We start from the raw sequence: 18,025 nt of genomic DNA, 5'->3' as shown, positions 1-18,025 counted from the left end.
AGACTTAATCTAATATTAGTAGCACTCAATCCATCATCTTCACAAAAAGGGTAAAACTGTCGATATAAAGTAAGTTAGCAAACATATCAGTGCAGTGACATTTTGTTTCAATACGGAGGAACTAGCATGGCAAACATTATAGTAGTTGACGATTCACTATTTATGCGACTGATATTAAAGGAACTTATCACAAGTATGGGCCACGTTGTCATTGCAGAGGCGGAAAATGGATATGAGGCGGTCTTGAAGTATTCTGAACTGCGTCCCGATATGGTCACCATGGATATCAACATGCCTAGGATGAGTGGCGTAACGGCCCTCAAAGAAATATTAAAGATTGATCCTAAAGCTAAAGTTCTCATCTGTTCTGCTCTAGGCCAACAATCCATGATTACCGAATCCATTCGAGCAGGTGCAAAGGATTTCATTGTTAAACCTATTCAAGAGGAACGCGTGATCGAAGCTATTAACAAGGTCCTTGATATTAAATAGTATGCTAACACCCTCTTTTGCACGAAATGTACCAACCGCCAACCATTTCCTCGTGCTATCACTCAAAAGAGAATACTCACTATGGCATACAAAAAGGAGAGGGGTTATAACCCCTCTCCTTTAAATTACGTTAACCTTATTTCTTACGAGAATACCCTTTACTTCCACCACTTGTACTCCGGCTACTGGAACGCCCTGCCGAAGGACCTTTTGCATTGCCTCCACGCGCTGCACTTCCACCACGAGCTCCGCCTCCGAATGTACCTCCGCGAGCTTCGCCTCCGCGTGAACTTCCACCACGAGCTCCGCCTCCGAATGTGCTACCTCCACGGGTTTCGCCTCCGCGTGAGCTTCCTCCACGAGCTTCGCCTCCGCGTGAACTTCCTCCACGGGCTTCGCCTCCGAATGTACTACCTCCGCGGGTTTCGCCTCCGCGTGAACTTCCTCCACGAGCTTCGCCTCCGAATGTACTACCTACGCGGGCTTCGCCTCCGCGTGAACTTCCACCGCGGGCTTCGCCTCCACGTGGATTGCCACCGCGGGCTTCGCCACCCGGTGCACTACCGCCACGTCCACTACCTCTGCGATTGCCACCATCTTTATTCTGCCATCCAGAAGTCTGTTTACGACCCGAGGACTGTCCACGACTGCTCAAATCCCCACTGTCACGGCTTTTTCCTCTTGAAGCTTGACCCGCAGCACTCGATACATTCATCTTCTTGAATTCACTCTTACCATTGTTATTCTCATAACGTAATTTTTCAATTTTGTGACGGATTTCAAGCTCAATGCGTTGCACTTCTGGCTTATCCTTAGGATCCGCAAGCGTAATCGCAAGACCTTTATCTCCAGCACGACCGGTACGACCAATACGGTGAATATAGCTCTCTACATCATGTGGGATATCATAGTTAAATACATGTGTAATACCTTCAACGTCTAATCCTCGTGCTGCTACATCCGTTGCAACTAGAATATGCAATTTGGCTTCACGGAATTTTCTCATAACGCCTTCTCTCTTCGCCTGAGATAGATCGCCATGAAGTTCGTCTGAATTATATCCATTCTCACGAAGTGCCTCATTCAACATCTTCGCACGACGTTTCGTACGACAGAATACCAGAGCCAAATACGGGTTGTATTCATTAATCATACTAAATAGTGCTTCTTGCTTGTTTCTGTCAGAACATTCGATAACAACTTGACGAATATGTTCCAAGGGAACAAGGGAATTCTCACCTTTAATAATGATATCTTCAGCATCCGTCGTATACGCAGCTGCGATTCTTTTGATCTCAGCAGGCATTGTTGCTGAGAATAACATCGTCTGACGGCGATATGGTAATGCTTGAATTAATGTCTCAACGTCATTCAAGAATCCCATATGAAGCATTTGATCTGCTTCATCTAGTACTAACATCTTCACGCCACCAAGATCAAGCGTACCGCGACCTAGATGGTCTAACAAACGCCCTGGTGTACCAATAATAAGATGACGTCCACCTTCAAGCTTACGTAACTGTTTGTCAACGTCCTGCCCACCATACACAGCAAGGATCTTAACATCTGTATTGCGTGCCAACTTACGTGATTCTTCTGTAATCTGCAAAGCTAACTCACGTGTTGGAGCAACAATTAATGCCTGAGGAAATTGACGATTGGCATCTATCTTCATCATGATCGGCAATAAGAATGCTAGCGTTTTGCCTGTTCCCGTACGAGCACGAGCAATAACATCTCGTCCTGCTAGAAGCAATGGAATGGCTTCATGTTGTACAGGGGTTGGTTCAGTAATCCCTTGTGTATAAATAACTTTATCTAATTCTGTCGAAATGCCTAAGTCTTGAAATTTGGGCAAATCTTTCACCTCGTTTTAATTTATTTTTATATGACAGATTGACAACCTAGTATAACAAGCTTGACCATTCCGTCCTTAATTCTACAAGCCGCCATAATAACGTAGCCCTTCGTGCCGTAAGTTTATGTTACACCCTTATCATTCATTAATAACTCTTTGTAGGAAGTATCATCAATTGCTGTGTAATCCATACGGAAACTGCACAAAAAACATAACGCCTTCAACACGGATTAATTCGTCTCATATAGAACCTAATCCCCATTGTAACACGGCAGCACGTAAGTAGAAACGGCTTTACCGCCTCTAATGGCAGCAAAGCCGTTTCTACTTCGCAATGAAGCACAAGATTCGTTAAAACTTAACATTTCCCAATCTAGAACCTTCCGGATTTAAAGATCCCATACAGCAACCATATCACCATAAATAATGCGACTGTAAACCCAAGGCCAATTACCGGAAGATGCCATAACACAGAAGAGGGATTATTTATAGCAGAGCCGATAATGAGTCCCACCATAATAATACTGAAAGCAAGTAATACAATACTCATGGAGAGTCGATTACTGATCTGATCCATCTTACGCATTAATGCTTGTAATTCAGGTATATTCATCTCTACCTTAACTTTACCTTTACTAATAAGAGTTGACAGCTGACGAGCTTGTCCCGGAAGTTCCAACATTCCTTCGAGCAATTCTGCTACTCCTCCAACCAATTTCTTCTGCAAGCGCCCTGCACTGAATCTTTCTTTCAATAACTTCTTCCCAAACGGTTCAGCCATGTCAATAATACTTAGAGAGGGATCGAGCTTCTCCATTACACCTTCTAAGGTCAATAAAGCTTTACCCAAAAGCGTTAAATCCGGTGGAATTATAATTTGGTGTTGGCGAGCTACTCCGAATAAATCGTTCAGGGCCTTCCCCATACTAATCTCTGAGAAAGGAATATCATAATATTCGTCCCTCAAGCGATCCAGATCAGCACGTAGTGAGGAGATATCCCCTTCTTCTGGAAATAATCCTAATTTTAGAATGGCACGTACCATACCGTCTGTATTCTTCCGCATTAATGCGATAATTAGAGCAGATAACTGATCTTTCATATCCTCGCTTATACGACCTACCATACCAAAATCAATGAAGGCAATGCTCCCATCTTTCCGAGCCAGAAGGTTTCCTGGATGAGGATCACCATGAAAGAATCCTTCGATGAAAATTTGGTGTAGCATACCATTGGTAACACGTTCAGCAATTTCCTTAAGGTCATAACCTTTATCAAGCAGTTGATCACGACGACTTAACATAATACCTTCAATATACTCCATTGTAAGTACACGTGAAGACGTATACTCCCAATAGATATGAGGAATATAAATATGGCGGTCATTCTGAAATTGTAATGAAATCTTCTCCGTATTACGTGCTTCTTGACTGTAATCTAATTCTGCCATGATGGACTTCGTTAGTTCTGCAACGATACGTACCATTTGGTATTGCCTCGCCCACTCCCAACGCTTCTCAATCATTTCTGCTAAACCACTGATAATATCAAGATCACGGCTGACCATTTTCATAACGCCAGGACGTTGAATTTTGACTGCTACGGTCTCTCCTGTTCTTAGCTTACCCATATGCACTTGCCCTATGGATGCTGCTGCAATAGGGGTATCCTCAAACCAAGAGAACGCATCTTCAATCGTTATATCCAATTCTTGTTCTAGTATGCCTCGAGCCGTTTCTGAGGAGAAGGCAGGCACCTGATCTTGAAGTTTAACCAGCTCCGAAATAATATCATCTGGTAAAAGATCAGAACGCGTACTTGCTAACTGACCCAGCTTAATAAACGTAGGTCCCAGATCTTCTAGCACATGCCGAAGTCTCTCACCTATCGTCTTCGTCTCCAGAGATTCATGTGTAATCCATCGACGCGGAAGTGTAAGAACCTGGAACAGTTCAAGTTCTTCCACCATATAACCGAAGCCATGACGTATAAGCGCCATAGCAATTTCACGGTATCGCCCGGTATGCCTAAGACGTACGGCCATTATTCAACCTTCGGTGTTTCCAGTTCCACGATTCTACTCTCCAATGAAGCTATACGCTGTTCAAGGATCGTAATATCATTTCCTGTAGGTACATGGAGATCTGTTAGAATACGATTCACCTGCTCAAGAATAAGAGATTTCAACTGACCTTGTTCAACCTCTCCCCGTTCAATTAGGCGACTAACCAATGCTTTGGACTCTTCGGGTGCAAGTTCACCACGGGTCACGAGATCATCCACGATTCTTTCAACTTTCTCCTTGCTAACCATCGTAAGACCCAATCCTAAAGAAATAGCTTTCTTAAACAGATCACTCATATTCAATTCCTCCTATTAACGAGATGTCCAAAGTGCTGCTTGGTGAATAAATTTCCGTAATGCCGGTTGTCTAAATGAAGGTTCATGGTGTCCAGGCATTAGAACCGTTACACGACCAAGACCATACGTATGTGTCCAAGCGGCAGGATACCATTGTTCATCCAACTTATACTCCAATAGGATCTGCTTCTCCGTGAAATTATCGAATTCAAATTGGAACGGTTCTTCTTCCATTTCAAAAGGCTCAACACCTTTGGTTATCCTATGTTCTCCACTTTGACGGAAGGATAAAGGTTGATACGTCGGATGACCGACAAACTTGCCTCCCATTAATTGAGATAACTCGTATCTCCCTCCAAGTGAAATCCCGTTATGAATAATGAGCAGCCCTCCACCATGACTAACATATGACGTTAGACCAGCTGTTTGCTGTGGAGATACTTTTTCATCCCACAAGTCTATGTAAGAGATACAAAGATCGAACTGTTGAATATTGTTATCCAGTAACATATTCTTGTTCTCACTACACTGTACACTCATCTCATCATTCAATATATGACTAATCTGCGTATCCACCCCTTGCAATGGATGAAATTTAGGATGTGTATAATCCCCTAATAGCAGGCATTTTTTATTTGTATTCGCATTCGTATTCATATATATATTCCTCCTAATGTTACCAGGGTAATCGCTGCCAGGTACCCATCCTTAACAACAGCATATTTCCCTTATTGAATTTCCAAGTTTTCCTTCGAGTCTATTAATCATAAATCATACGTAACCTACGTCTATTTCCATTCCATAATGTTCTTATCATTCTCATGCCTCCTGCTATTCTATACCACAGTTAATAGCATTCAACACAAGATATATAAAACCTCTTTAATAAACAAATATGCTACATTTATACATTTCATTAAGAAACTAAAAATGGTACAACCCCTTGGGCGCACCATTGAAATCTTCATTGTGTTTGCTTAGGAAATTATTGCACCTATTAGTATTCTATTCTTCAGTCGATGCAGCCGCTTCGTTGTCCACTTGAATAGCGAAATATCGCCCTAACGCGACCATCATACTACCCATTCTTTCTTCTTCCGGTACAATAATGCGTTGAACTCCTTCTTCTTTCAAGGCTTGAGCCGTAATCTTCCCTACAGCTACTGCTACGACTGGGCCATCAAATGCAGCAATCATAGCGTTCAGTTGGTTATGTACACGAGCATACTCAGCGAGAAATCGGAACTGCGGTGCGCTTGTGAATGTTACAGCATCTACTTTAGAATGTACAATATCTTGTACCAGTTGCTCTAAATGATGTTCTTCTGGAGCAACATGACGATAAGGAAGAATCTGTCTTGTTACTGCTTCCTGTTCATCCAACCACTTTGTAAGTTTCGGTGCTGGATCTCCATGAAGTTGTAGGATTACACTAGCACCTTTTATATGATATGACTCAAATGAACGAATAAGTCCTTCACTGCTACCGTCATCATCCCGCACGATAGGCGTTAAATGACGTTTTTTCAATGCGTTCACCGTTTTGTATCCTCTAGCAGCAATAGACGATGCGGACAAAATCTCTAGGAACTTATCTGCTACTCCCATATTCTCAGCCATATCAAATAAAGCTTCAAGACCTATACCCGTCGTCAAGATCACCCATTGTGGTGGATTCTCAATCCAAGAAGTTAATCCTTCACGAAGCAGTTCATCGTCTAGAAAAACCGTTCCTTGTGCAGGGCGATATACGGGCGTACCTCCCATATTCTCAATTAACTTACCCATTTCAGCGACTTTTCGAGACGCAGCTAACGCTACAACTTTACCAATCATCTTCTGAGCCATCTTCATTTCCCCCTCAACATATCTAGCAGAGGCACGTGGAGTTACATAAATATCAATATATTCATGCCTGACCGTCTGTCAATTATACCATATCCATTCTATTCCTACTTGAATGTTTAATTTTTCAAAGGCGTTTTACGCGGGCGAAGGATCAGAAAAATCCCAATTGGAATAATAATCTCGAATACAATAGCAATCCATGGCCATTGATGATTGAAGTCTAACATTTGAACTGCATCATGAAAGAACCACCAAGAACAGGAAAACGACAGTAATCCAATCGGCGCTGCCATCATTTTACCAGAAATAGAAGGTATCATAATCTTGAGTCCATAGCAAATAACATATAGGCTGATGGCCATGTTAATGAAAATAAGAGGGTACCATACAGCTACCAACAATAGATCGAACCTGTCCAAGAAGTCTGCAATTCTAATCTCTCGAACGAGTTCATAACTGGGATACATTAGCCTTTCCGCAACGGGTACTCCTATTGTTAATATTAACATCAATACAACAAGAACAATTAACAGCGTACTTATAACAAGTGATTTAAATAGATCTCGATAGCGATAATCCTTGCTCGATATAATAAATGGCAACACAATGATCTGGCCTGTTGAAGATAATACAAGCCAAGTACCTTCGCTGATCCCCGGGATGCTCAAATGGAAGATAGGCATGATATTCCCAAGATCAAGAACCTTGAGAAGCATGATTAGCATGAATAGCAGGGATAAGATAAATAGAGGACCCATGAACTCCGACAAGGATATTAAGGTTCTCATACCACCCCTTGTCACGAAGATCACTGTACCTACAATACAGAGAGAAATATATATTAACGGTGTATTAGGTAGTAATATCACATTCGTATAATCAGCCATGATTCTAATATCGCGTGCTAAGATGTAGAAGAAAAACCCAAGATAGAGTGAGCATATTACCCTTCCAATAATGGGAAATCTAACCGTTAGCGATTCGAATAAGGTTTGATCAGGAAACCGTTTCGCGCTCCGGGATAGCATCCATAGAATACCCGCAAATATAGCCGCTGCTACCATATAAGTTATATAGGTATGCTGTTTCGCAGCTGATAGCGAACGAACCTCATTGATAGCAAACGGCAACATATAGGCGAAACCGAGAATAATGATTTGACGATGCGTTATTTTGTTCACATTGATCCCCTCCTAATCCTTATTCCTTATTCCTTATTAAAATGGCATCCAAAGCTTGATCATTTGCCCAATCCACGCCGTTGGACTTATGACTTTATCGAATTTGATACTGTATATTAGTATGCCCAGACTTAGGACAAACAAAGAACAGGTAATCCAACGGTTGGATCGAGGAAGCGTACGAAGAACCTTCCAATCCAACCAAAGTATTAAGGCAATGATAACTAGAATTATAGTCAGTGATAGTGGTAGGTTAGTCATGGATAACCTCCTCTTCAGGAAGTCCCATTGGTTCTAGAGCTTGACCTACAGTCTCAAGATGCATATCCACAGCAATCTCCACTTTGACGTGAGGATATATGTCCTGCCACCGGCTCTTCAATCGGTCCCAATCTTTGGGTTTCTTGCGTTGAATGGTTTGTCCGAACCCTAAACTGTCAGCATGATACTGATTTTGCAACACTGCTAACGCTTTCGTTAAATCGCTTTTGACTTTCTCTTGTACGGATTCTTCTAATTTACGCATACCCATGTTACTCGTTGGACTAAAGTCAGATGCTGACTCCGTGACTGTACCCACCAACTGCATATTAACTTGCATAGTCACATCGTCCCCTTGAATCTTAGGAACTAGCTTCACGTGACTATGTCTGAATAAGATCTCTAAAGTTCCCTCACCCATAGGAGCAGGTATTGTCATTTCTATACTTTTATTTTGATTCATTCCGAGAATGATGATTCTGGCAAGGTCTCCTTTTAGAGTTCCTACCATTTGGTCACCTTTAAATATAGCTAAGCCATCAATACTAATATTTTTTACAACTTCACCCACCTTAGGAGGTACGGAAGGATCCACTTTAATGATCGGGAGTATAACGTCAAGTCCTTCAGACAATAATTCATCCAATAGCGTTACAATTCTAATGGGGTTCTTCGTGTAACTAAGAATCAACTCACGAACCATTTCTGATGGATACGGTTCTATGAGTGCATCCGTATTAAGTATTTCATAAGCAGGTCCCTCTGTAACTGCCACTACAGAGAGGAGTCGATTCTGAGGTACTCTTGTAAATATATCCAACATGGAAGAGATCCCTTCTCGTGCTAACTCTTCTCCTATAATAAGTGAACGACGAGTCGATGCGTTTAACTCTCGGGAGTTACTTCTCTGAACAGCTGATGTTGATAAACGTATGGTTTTCCCTAATGCAGATTCAATATACCAGCCCTTACCTCCACTCACACCTTTACCACTAGCACCTCCAAGCTCTCCTGGCAAAGCAACCTGTACGCTCGTACGATACGCTGAACCTTCCTTATCCACAGCAGTACCTAATACAAAGGCAATATCATTAATTTCTCTACGATCCCAACAGCCCGTTAAGAATACAGGACACATCAGTATCATCGCAGTGATAGTCAATATCTTTCTCATGATCATTTTCACCAACCTTTTTCAGGCTTAGGAGTTCCATTTATTTCTTCTTTCATTCGTTGATTATTATCTTTCGCCATTTCTTGCGGTCTATGAATCATTCTCCACCATGGTGCACGAACAAAAATATCCTTTTGATCCTTCTTGTAATATGGGCTAATTCCCGAAAGATAAGGGATTCCAAAGGAGGTCAGCTGTGATAAATGAACTAGAATCCACATCGTAGTAATCACGATTCCGAATAATCCTAATGTGCCTGCCATAATCATCAGTGGAAATCGTAGCAAGCGAACGGTAATAGCCAGATTAAACCGAGGGATCGTGAAAGAGGCTATCCCAGTCAAAGATACAATAATGACCATAGGAGCCGAGACAATTCTCGCTTCCACTGCTGCCTGGCCAATAACGAGTGCTCCCAGAATACTCACCGCTTGTCCTACTGTCTTAGGTAGGCGGATCCCTGCTTCACGTAGAGCTTCAAATGCGACTTCCATCATCAATGCTTCAACTAGAAGGGGAAAGGGAATGGCTTCTCGAGCTGCCGCTACGCTCAGTAAAAGGGTTGAAGGCAGCATATCTTGGTGGTAGGTAAGCACAGCTATATACAAGCCTGGAAGAAATATAGCGATCAATACAAAAATGTAACGCAGAAATCGAACGAAATTACTAATAAAGAATCGTTCATAGTAATCCTCACTCGCTTGCATCAATTGCCATAGAGATACGGGGCCAATCAGAACAAAGGGTGTACCGTCAACTAAAATAGCAAAGGATCCCTCCAATAACTGGGCAGCAACCGTGTCAGGTCGCTCCGAATATTGCATCTGTGGAAAAGGAGAATAAGGATGATCCTCAATAAGTTCTTCAATATACCCCGATTCGAGTATGCCATCAATCTTAATATCCTTTAGGCGTTTGGTTACATCTCGAATCTGTTTAGGGTCAGCTAATCCATCAATATAGGACAAAACAACATCTGTTTTGGTCTCTTCTCCGATCACAAAGCTAACCATCTTAAGCTTGGGGGTCTTAATTTTGAAGCGAATCAATGCCGTATTAACCCTTATAGTTTCAGTGAATCCCTCTTTAGGACCCCGGATAACAGACTCCGTCTGTGGCTCTTCGACGCTACGTCTAACGCCACCTCTTACATTAAAGATTTGTGCTTCATTGGACCCTTCCATCAGTAATACGACGCTGGCGTTAATAACAGCAGTAATGACATCTCCCCATGTCGTACCCTTTGATGCTTGTAACAGCGACACGCGTGAATTCTGAGGCGTATCAATAGATTTCTTATCTTCATTCTCAACGTAACCTATAATGAATGGCTTTAGCATTTGAGATTCTATTTCCTGAGAATCTACAATCCCTTCTATATAGAACAAGAACGCCTTCTGATCTTGTGCCACTTGAATATCCCGATATACCATGTCTGAACTATCTGAGAATATCTTCTTGGCCATCTCTATATTACGTGCCAGGTCTTTCTGTATGTGCTCCTCCTCAATAGGTGGAGATGGAAGACCCAACATATTACTAGTAGATATCAATCCCTGAGAACCCCCTGATTTACTCACACTTGATCACCTCCATTATTTCGTTACATTGGATTTATCCGTAGGTTGTTCCAAATATGTGAAAAGTATGTATATTGCCATAAAGTAATCGACAACTTCCCTCTAAATCCGCTAATATAATAAGGATTGCTTAATTTACCCAGGAGGAATTCCCTACATGATTAATGTGTTATTTATTAATATTTGTATTATCGTTACTTTTCTTTATTTCTCTGGTGTACTTTCTAAAAGATATTCGATAGGGATGTCCTCCAACTCGCTTCCCGTCCAAATTAATTCGGGTATTCTCTTTGGAATATACGGCATCGTACTGATGTTATACACCATCCCTGTTGGTTCCAATACATATGCTGATCTACGCCATCTGTTCCCTGTCGTTATAGGAACATACATCGGACCAGTACCCGCTATTATTAGCGCTATTATCATTGGCATCGGTCGAATGATGTTATATGGGTTCACCTCTTCAGGAATCGTAGCTTGCATCGGAATTATCGTGGTTGGGATTATATGCGCCATCATCTCACGTTATCCTTTGTCACGATTTCATAAAATTAATCTAATGAATATACTGAGTATGATCGTCATTCTGATTACTCTCATGATTAATATCAAGGATGTTCCTACCGTCATGAGCTTCTATCCCATTCAACTAGGTATCGCTATCATTGGGGGCTTATTCGTATATGCCATAACTGAATATATTTATTCAACAAATAAACTATTTGTTCAATTAGAACAACGAGCAACGACTGATCACTTAACACAGCTCAACAATCTGCGAGCATTTGAGTTGGCCATCAAGACTCATCTAGCTCATGCCAACGAGCGTGGAGAGAACCTATCGCTACTCGTGATAGACATTGACCATTTCAAAAAAATAAATGACACCTACGGCCATTCCTCTGGCGATGTTGTCCTTAAATCGATTGGGAAAATACTTATAGATTACTCTCGTTCCTTTGATGTGGTCTCTCGAAATGGTGGCGAAGAATTCACCGTATTATTGTTGGATTGCCCCCACCATCATGCTTTAGTGATTGCTGAAAAAATACGTGTGGGCGTTCAGAATCATACGTTTATTCTGCCTGATCAAATATTTGTTTCTATCACGATCTCGATTGGAGTTGCTACTTATCCAGATACAGTAGCAACTCCCAGTGGACATGCTCTTGTTGATATGGCCGATAAGGCGCTCTACGAAGCTAAGAGAACAGGTCGTAACAAAGTATGTACATTGGAGCTTCAGACAATGAAATAGCTCATACTCAAAGAACATAAAGAAGCCGTTATCGTAAGTTAGATAACGGCTTCTTTATGTATATTTAATTAGGGTCTATAGTCCGAATCGATTGGAGGAGGAGCATCATTATCATGATTAGGCGTAGACGTCTCATCCTTCTTACGCCCTCTACGTAGATATTTGAACAATCCAGCCACAGCAACAACTATTACGATTCCAAATTTTTTGACAAGTACGACAAGCATTGCAATTAAGCCAACTTTTTTGGCCACAACCAATCCAGCACCACCTACGATAAGTCCGGTAAGGCCAATCTCAGCTAACCTATCCGTCGACTCGTCGAAGTCTGCATACCCTTCGCCCGAATTCACAGAAAAGTTGGATAACACGATATTCTCGAATGCCTTACGGTCCTCCGCTAAATGTGTAGGGTCTGATACAAGAATAGCAGAAATATATCCTTCTTTCGTCAATATGCGAACATTGTAATTGATCAGAGTCTCATTGTTATTATCATGAGCAAGGAGTGACCATTTCAAACTATGTAGATTGTCATCATATGTCGGTGGAACATCCCAACCATCCACAAACAAGTGATTCTCCTCTGTTGTTTCCTTATTAGCTGCTTCGGTTCCTTCTTTATAACTTTGCAGTAAAGCATCCGCATCAATATCATTCTTCTCGTCATCCGCAATATGACCCACATCATCATAATCGAAAAACACGGCCCACGTTGCATTCGGATCCGTTGTATACACGGAGCCAATCTCCTTATTACTCGGTACTCCACCATATGATAACTCACTAGCTATCGTATCATCCTTATCAAGAAATTGCAGACCCGTCTGTAATTTAAGCTTGGCGATCGATCCAAGTCCTACCTCTTGTCCCGAACCCTCTACCCAGTTCAGTTCCTGAGTCTGAGTATCCGTATCCGCATGTACTACACCCGAAGCTGTCATTATTACGCATACTGCCATAATGAATGCCAATATGAAGCTAATGCTTCTTCGATTTGTTCTAAATCTTCCATGTCTACGATTTACCACAACATCTCTCCTTCAGTTATTATTTACCAATAATAAATATCGGAGAGAATGATATGGAAATGAATACCACATATTAATTTGATTCTTAATACCTATGGAATATATTGATTATAGAGAGCTGTCAGCTGTCATTTTGACGGGTCGTAATCTTCTATCTTTTAACATAAAGGTAAAGGGTATAGCTAACCCAATAATGATCGTCGCTATCATAAATACATCGCCCACACTCCACGTAAATGCGAACTGTTGCGCGGCTTCAGTCGGATTAACGACACCTTGTAAATGAAAGGCTGTACGGCTAGCGAGAAGAGAGCTAAATATTCCAATCGCAAACGACCCCATACCCTGTTTAATCCAATTATTAATTGAGGAGGCATGTCCAGACTCATTCGCAGGTACAGCCCCCATTCCAGCATTGGTAATCGGCATATTAGCGAAAGTTATACCTATATATCGAACGGCCATCCATACGGTAATGAACATATGTGATGTGGTTACGGTAAGTCCAGTTAAGCTCCAAGTAGAGACTACCATCAATAATACACCGAACAGACTGAGCTTTACGGGTCCTATTCGGGAATAGAGACGACCGGCAATGGGTGCACATACAACCATCATCAGAGAACCTGGCAACATAATAAGCCCTGCTTGCATCGCAGTAGTGTGCTGTACATTTTGTAGATAAATGGGTATGAGAAATGTCCCAGAGTACAGAGAAATAGAAATTATTCCATTTAACACAAGACTATAAGAGAACTTCCGAATCCGTAGAATACGTAAATGAAGAAGAGGTTCTTTCACTCTAAGCTCCCACAGAATAAAGAAGATAAGTAATACTGCTCCACCAATCAATAACGATAATGTCTTGACTGACTGCCAGCCCCACATACTTCCTTGGCTCAGGGCTACGAGAAGTGCCCCACTGCTTATAATTACAGATATAAATCCAACACTATCAAAATGTTGCTTGCTACTTAGCTTATAGTAAGGGATATAACGAATCGCTACCACAATCGCAATGAGCCCAATGGGTATATTCATAATAAATAGTGCATGCCAGTTGAAATGCTGAACAAGAAAACCACCCACTGTCGGTCCAAGTGCTGGTCCGAGCATGGCGGAAACACTCCACATACTAAGTGCAAAAGCCTGCTTCTCCTTCTCAACGACCTGATAAATGATGGTCATTGTTGCAGGCATGATCAGCCCACTAAACAACCCTTGAAGTATTCGGAAAGATATTAAACTCTGAATATTCCACGACAACACGCAGAGTGCAGAGCAGATCGTAAATCCAATGATCGAAAAGATATAAAGACGCTTATAACTGTACTGATCGCCTAAATATCCAAGGACAGGTGCAATGACACCCGTTGCTAACATAAACCCTGTAACCATCCACTGCACCGTATGCAACTCAGCTGTAAATTGTTGCATGAATGCAGGTAACGCTATATTAATCGTTGTCGTACTTAATGATGCTAAGAAATTTCCGAAAAAAATCGCAAAAAGAACCGGCCAGAATGAACTGGCGGCAGTAGATACCTCTCTATTCATAAGAGCCCTCCATCATGTTGTCAGTACGCAATTCAGCATCAATGCCAATTTCATCACTAACTAACTTATTTATCTAATGACTGTTCAATCCGCTTCGCCGTGTCTAATAATCCATGCAAAATTTGATTCATATCATCCATCTTCCCTTGAACGAGATCGATTTGCTGGTTCACGGTCTCCTTCATCTTCTGAAGTTCTGAAATCCGCTGCACTTCATCATTAGAAGACTGGAAATTACTGTGATGGTGCTTCATACGATCACGGATTTGTAAATAATCCTGAATTTCTTGTAATGAGAAACCAAGCACCTTTTTAGCTAGAACGATTGTTTTCAAATATTCAACATCTTCCTCTGTGTACAATCGAATTCCACCATTTGAACGCTCAGGCGTCGTCATTAATCCAATTTCTTCATAGTAACGAATCGATCTTTTGGTTAGACCCGTTTCTTTGGCAACGTCATCAATCTTTAACCAATTCATCTCTATCCCTCCGTAACTTCCAACTTTAATATATAACACTATACTCCACACTTAACGTTAACGTCAACGTTATTGTTGTTATATCTTCATGAATTTCACTCTTAAACATGCCTTCGGACAAGTTCATTCCCGACGTCCCCATATCCCAAATGATTTATTTCACAAAAATAATAGTAATTTAGGAATAATGAGGCAAACTAATCGAAATGACTAACCTAACTAGGAGGAACCTTGTTGTGAATAACCCATTAAACCCAACGAACCAACTGCCTCAATATCCTGAATCCTTATGGCGGGCTTCAACTGAACTACCTACTTTTCCCCAACTAGAAGAGGATATTAAAGTAGATGTAGCTATTGTTGGGGCTGGAATTACAGGCATAACGACTGCCTATTTATTGTCACAAGAGGGTTTGAAGGTCGCATTGTTAGACGCTGGCCGCATATTAGAAGGGACCACAGGTCATACCACTGCTAAGGTTACAGCCCAACATGGCCTAATCTATGACGAACTGATACAGCATTTGGGAGAAGATCTTGCTGCTAAGTACTATCGTGCCAACAGTGAAGCCATTGAATGGATGGCACGAACGGTGAAAGAGCTCGACATCCCTTGTGAATGGAAAGAAGAAGACGCCTATCTGTATGCGGAAGGTGATCAAGCTGAGGCCAAGCTTAGGAATGAATTCCAAGCCTACGAGAAGCTTGGAATTCCGGGATTATGGAAAGAGACTCTCCCTATTGCCCTTGAGGTAAAGGGGGCCATTCATCTCCCAGGTCAAGCACAATTCCATCCTTTAGCTTATTTGAAGCGTCTAGTGGAGGCTATTGTCAAAGCTGGCGGCGTTATATATGAGAATACAACGGTTAGTAAGAAGCTCGAAGGAACAAGACCTTTCACGCTCACAACACCACAAGGTAATCACACAGTCACTTGTCAACATATCATCTCCGCTTCCCACTTCCCATTCACAGATGGTGGAGGGTTCTATTTCTCGCGTCTGCATGCGGAACGTTCCTACGTCGTTGCAATGAAACCCAAAACACCTTTTGCAGGTGGGATGTATATTAGTGTTGATGAGCCTATACGTACGCTACGATCGGCTTCATGGCATGGTGAATCCCTCGTTCTCGTGGGTGGAGAAGGCCATAAGACGGGACAAGGCATATGCACCTATCAGCATTATGAGAATCTCGAAGCGTTCGGAGATCAATTGTTAGGCATAGAGAGCATTCCTTTCCGCTGGTCTGCTCAGGATCTGTTCACCCTTGATAAGGTCCCTTATATCGGTCAGATTACCGCAAGCGATGAAGGAATTTACGTAGCGACTGGATTCGCCAAGTGGGGGATGACGACAGGAACAGTTTCTGCAAGAATCATTACCGATCAGATTCAAGAAAGAGAGAACCCCTATTCCGAACTCTTCTCTCCTTCACGATTCCACCCTAATCCAAGCATTAAGAATTTCATCGTTGAAAATGCCAATGTAGCGAAGGAGATGTTATCCGGCAAATTAGGCATTGTCTATACGAAACCCGAGGATCTTCAGAAAGATGAAGGCTCGGTTGTAACCCATTATGGAAGAAGAGCCGGTGCGTACCGTGACACGGAAGGCGAACTTCATCTAGTCGATACAACATGCACCCACTTAGGCTGCGAGGTAGAATGGAACGAAGGTGAGCGCTCTTGGGATTGCCCATGCCACGGTTCTAGATTTGGCTATGATGGAAATGTTCTTGAAGGACCTGCACAAGAACCACTAAAGAAACTTGATGCCTACGCATAAGATATAACTTCCATGTAACTATAGCTCCCTCCTAGGACCTACAACACCAATACCACTCTCCTTCACATAAAGGGAGTGGTATTAGTGTTTCGTAAGTAAGTTAGTTTGTTATGTCTCCAACATGATTTGTCCGGTCTGTGATAGGTCATATTCTGAGATCACACTTAGTTCCTGCCTGTACTCATCGGACTGTAGAATGTCCATGAGTGATCCGATCCAGCCTAAGTTATCTGCATTCTTCATCATTACAAGATCGTATCTCTCGTTCATTAATGGAATAAAGTCGACATGGTCAACCATGGATGCCGCTTTCTCAATACCTACACCTACATCTGCTTCGCCAGAGGCTACTCTAGTAGCCACAGCTAAATGATTTGACCGTTCCTCACCGTATCCTAATAGTGCTTGACCATGAATACCATGTATACGTAGTTGCTCATCCAGTAATACTCTAGCGCCAGAACCCTTCTCGCGATTGATTAAACGTAGTCCAGGTTGGGTTAAATCCGTCCAATGGTTAATATTCTTAGGGTTGTTAGATTGAACATATAGCCCCGCTCTTCTGAACAGCAGATTGACTACCACGTAGGAGGAGCCTGCAAGTATTCTTCTGATATAAGGAAGATTGTATTCTCCTGTATCTCCATCTAAGAGATGCGTGCTAACAACGTCCGCTTCGCCTTTATACATAGATATGAGACTTTCAAGGCTGCTAACGTGGCTACGAAGTGGACGTATCCCCGTTGTCTTATCCTCGATATGCTTAGCTAATATATCAAGACTAATATCTTGGCCAGTAATAACAATAGATCTAACATTTGCCTTCATCGAAGATGGAAGTGGCGTTGCTATATGACTTAAAGAAGGCTTGTTAGACAACCCTTTAGCACGCTGCTTATAAGCTTCCAAATCTACGGCATCAATTCGCATTTGCTTGCCAACTCTATAAGAGAGCAACTCACCCTTTTTGATCAAATCATATACGGTAAGCTTAGATATCTTCAAAAGTTTCGAAATTTCTTCCGTTGTATAGGACACATCGTTTGTCATAAGGGCTCCCTTCTGGTATATCAACACGCGTTAATTGATTCATTCATTCTAGCATAACCCCTATTCGTTAGGATAAATAAGGTTTACTTTTAAATATAACTT

The 18,025-nt window shown here is 41.9% G+C and carries 16 protein-coding genes; 3 read left to right on the top strand and 13 right to left on the bottom strand.

Going from position 1 to position 18,025, the window contains the following annotated elements; genetic code table 11:
* Positions 1–126 precede the first annotated feature (126 nt).
* Positions 127–492 carry a response regulator gene (locus tag PBAT_RS05280; protein WP_068647239.1) on the top strand — a complete coding sequence of 122 codons (366 nt, stop codon included), beginning with the start codon at positions 127–129 and terminating at the stop codon, positions 490–492.
* Between the two features lie 136 nt (positions 493–628).
* Here PBAT_RS05280 and PBAT_RS05275 read toward each other — a convergent pair whose 3' ends face one another.
* The 9 genes from PBAT_RS05275 to PBAT_RS05235 form a co-directional block, all read right to left on the bottom strand.
* The gene (locus tag PBAT_RS05275; protein ID WP_068647237.1) at positions 629–2,350 is read right to left on the bottom strand and encodes a DEAD/DEAH box helicase; all 1,722 of its coding nucleotides are present in this window, start codon (positions 2,348–2,350) and stop codon (positions 629–631) included.
* A gap of 373 nt (positions 2,351–2,723) precedes the next feature.
* Positions 2,724–4,394 carry an ABC1 kinase family protein gene (locus tag PBAT_RS05270; RefSeq protein WP_068647235.1) on the bottom strand — a complete coding sequence of 557 codons (1,671 nt, stop codon included), beginning with the start codon at positions 4,392–4,394 and terminating at the stop codon, positions 2,724–2,726.
* The gene (locus tag PBAT_RS05265; protein ID WP_068647233.1) at positions 4,394–4,711 is read right to left on the bottom strand and encodes a phasin family protein; all 318 of its coding nucleotides are present in this window, start codon (positions 4,709–4,711) and stop codon (positions 4,394–4,396) included. The genes PBAT_RS05270 and PBAT_RS05265 overlap by 1 nt, the downstream gene beginning before the upstream one ends.
* Positions 4,712–4,726: 15 nt before the next feature.
* Positions 4,727–5,368: a ThuA domain-containing protein gene (locus PBAT_RS05260; protein ID WP_068647232.1), complete on the bottom strand. Its 642-nt coding sequence runs from the start codon at positions 5,366–5,368 to the stop codon at positions 4,727–4,729.
* A 348-nt stretch (positions 5,369–5,716) separates the two neighbouring features.
* Positions 5,717–6,559 (bottom strand): uroporphyrinogen-III synthase, encoded by an 843-nt coding sequence (locus PBAT_RS05255; RefSeq protein ID WP_068647230.1) that lies wholly within the window; start codon positions 6,557–6,559, stop codon positions 5,717–5,719.
* A 116-nt stretch (positions 6,560–6,675) separates the two neighbouring features.
* Positions 6,676–7,740 carry a GerAB/ArcD/ProY family transporter gene (locus PBAT_RS05250; RefSeq protein ID WP_068647228.1) on the bottom strand — a complete coding sequence of 355 codons (1,065 nt, stop codon included), beginning with the start codon at positions 7,738–7,740 and terminating at the stop codon, positions 6,676–6,678.
* A 36-nt stretch (positions 7,741–7,776) separates the two neighbouring features.
* Positions 7,777–8,001: a hypothetical protein gene (locus tag PBAT_RS05245; RefSeq protein ID WP_068647226.1), complete on the bottom strand. Its 225-nt coding sequence runs from the start codon at positions 7,999–8,001 to the stop codon at positions 7,777–7,779.
* Positions 7,994–9,175: a Ger(x)C family spore germination protein gene (locus PBAT_RS05240; protein WP_169810081.1), complete on the bottom strand. Its 1,182-nt coding sequence runs from the start codon at positions 9,173–9,175 to the stop codon at positions 7,994–7,996. Before PBAT_RS05240 ends, PBAT_RS05245 begins: the two co-directional genes overlap by 8 nt.
* 8 nt (positions 9,176–9,183) lie before the next feature.
* Positions 9,184–10,710: a spore germination protein gene (locus tag PBAT_RS05235; protein ID WP_068647446.1), complete on the bottom strand. Its 1,527-nt coding sequence runs from the start codon at positions 10,708–10,710 to the stop codon at positions 9,184–9,186.
* A gap of 202 nt (positions 10,711–10,912) precedes the next feature.
* Here PBAT_RS05235 and PBAT_RS05230 point away from each other — a divergent pair, with 202 nt between their 5' ends.
* Complete coding sequence (locus tag PBAT_RS05230; RefSeq protein WP_068647222.1) at positions 10,913–12,016, top strand: GGDEF domain-containing protein; 1,104 nt, start codon at positions 10,913–10,915, stop codon at positions 12,014–12,016.
* Positions 12,017–12,084: 68 nt separating this feature from the next.
* On the opposite strand, the gene PBAT_RS05225 is transcribed toward PBAT_RS05230, so the two are convergent.
* From PBAT_RS05225 to PBAT_RS05215, 3 genes are all read right to left on the bottom strand, one after another.
* Positions 12,085–13,047, bottom strand: a complete 963-nt coding sequence (locus PBAT_RS05225) for a DUF2167 domain-containing protein (protein WP_068647220.1) — start codon at positions 13,045–13,047, stop codon at positions 12,085–12,087.
* Between the two features lie 108 nt (positions 13,048–13,155).
* Positions 13,156–14,604: a DHA2 family efflux MFS transporter permease subunit gene (locus PBAT_RS05220; protein ID WP_068647218.1), complete on the bottom strand. Its 1,449-nt coding sequence runs from the start codon at positions 14,602–14,604 to the stop codon at positions 13,156–13,158.
* A gap of 65 nt (positions 14,605–14,669) precedes the next feature.
* Positions 14,670–15,086 (bottom strand): MerR family transcriptional regulator, encoded by a 417-nt coding sequence (locus tag PBAT_RS05215; RefSeq protein WP_068647217.1) that lies wholly within the window; start codon positions 15,084–15,086, stop codon positions 14,670–14,672.
* 236 nt (positions 15,087–15,322) lie between these two features.
* Here PBAT_RS05215 and PBAT_RS05210 point away from each other — a divergent pair, with 236 nt between their 5' ends.
* Entirely contained in the window at positions 15,323–16,873 is a 1,551-nt protein-coding gene (locus tag PBAT_RS05210) for an FAD-dependent oxidoreductase (RefSeq protein WP_246168344.1), read from the top strand.
* Positions 16,874–16,981: 108 nt separating this feature from the next.
* Here PBAT_RS05210 and PBAT_RS05205 read toward each other — a convergent pair whose 3' ends face one another.
* Positions 16,982–17,923, bottom strand: a complete 942-nt coding sequence (locus tag PBAT_RS05205; RefSeq protein WP_068647215.1) for a helix-turn-helix transcriptional regulator — start codon at positions 17,921–17,923, stop codon at positions 16,982–16,984.
* Positions 17,924–18,025: the final 102 nt, after the last annotated feature.

This window comes from Paenibacillus antarcticus (assembly GCF_001637225.1).
In the GTDB taxonomy this organism is placed as follows: domain Bacteria; phylum Bacillota; class Bacilli; order Paenibacillales; family Paenibacillaceae; genus Paenibacillus_AQ; species Paenibacillus_AQ antarcticus.
Note: the sequence above shows the minus strand (reverse complement) of the source record. Positions and strands in the feature narration are given on the sequence as shown.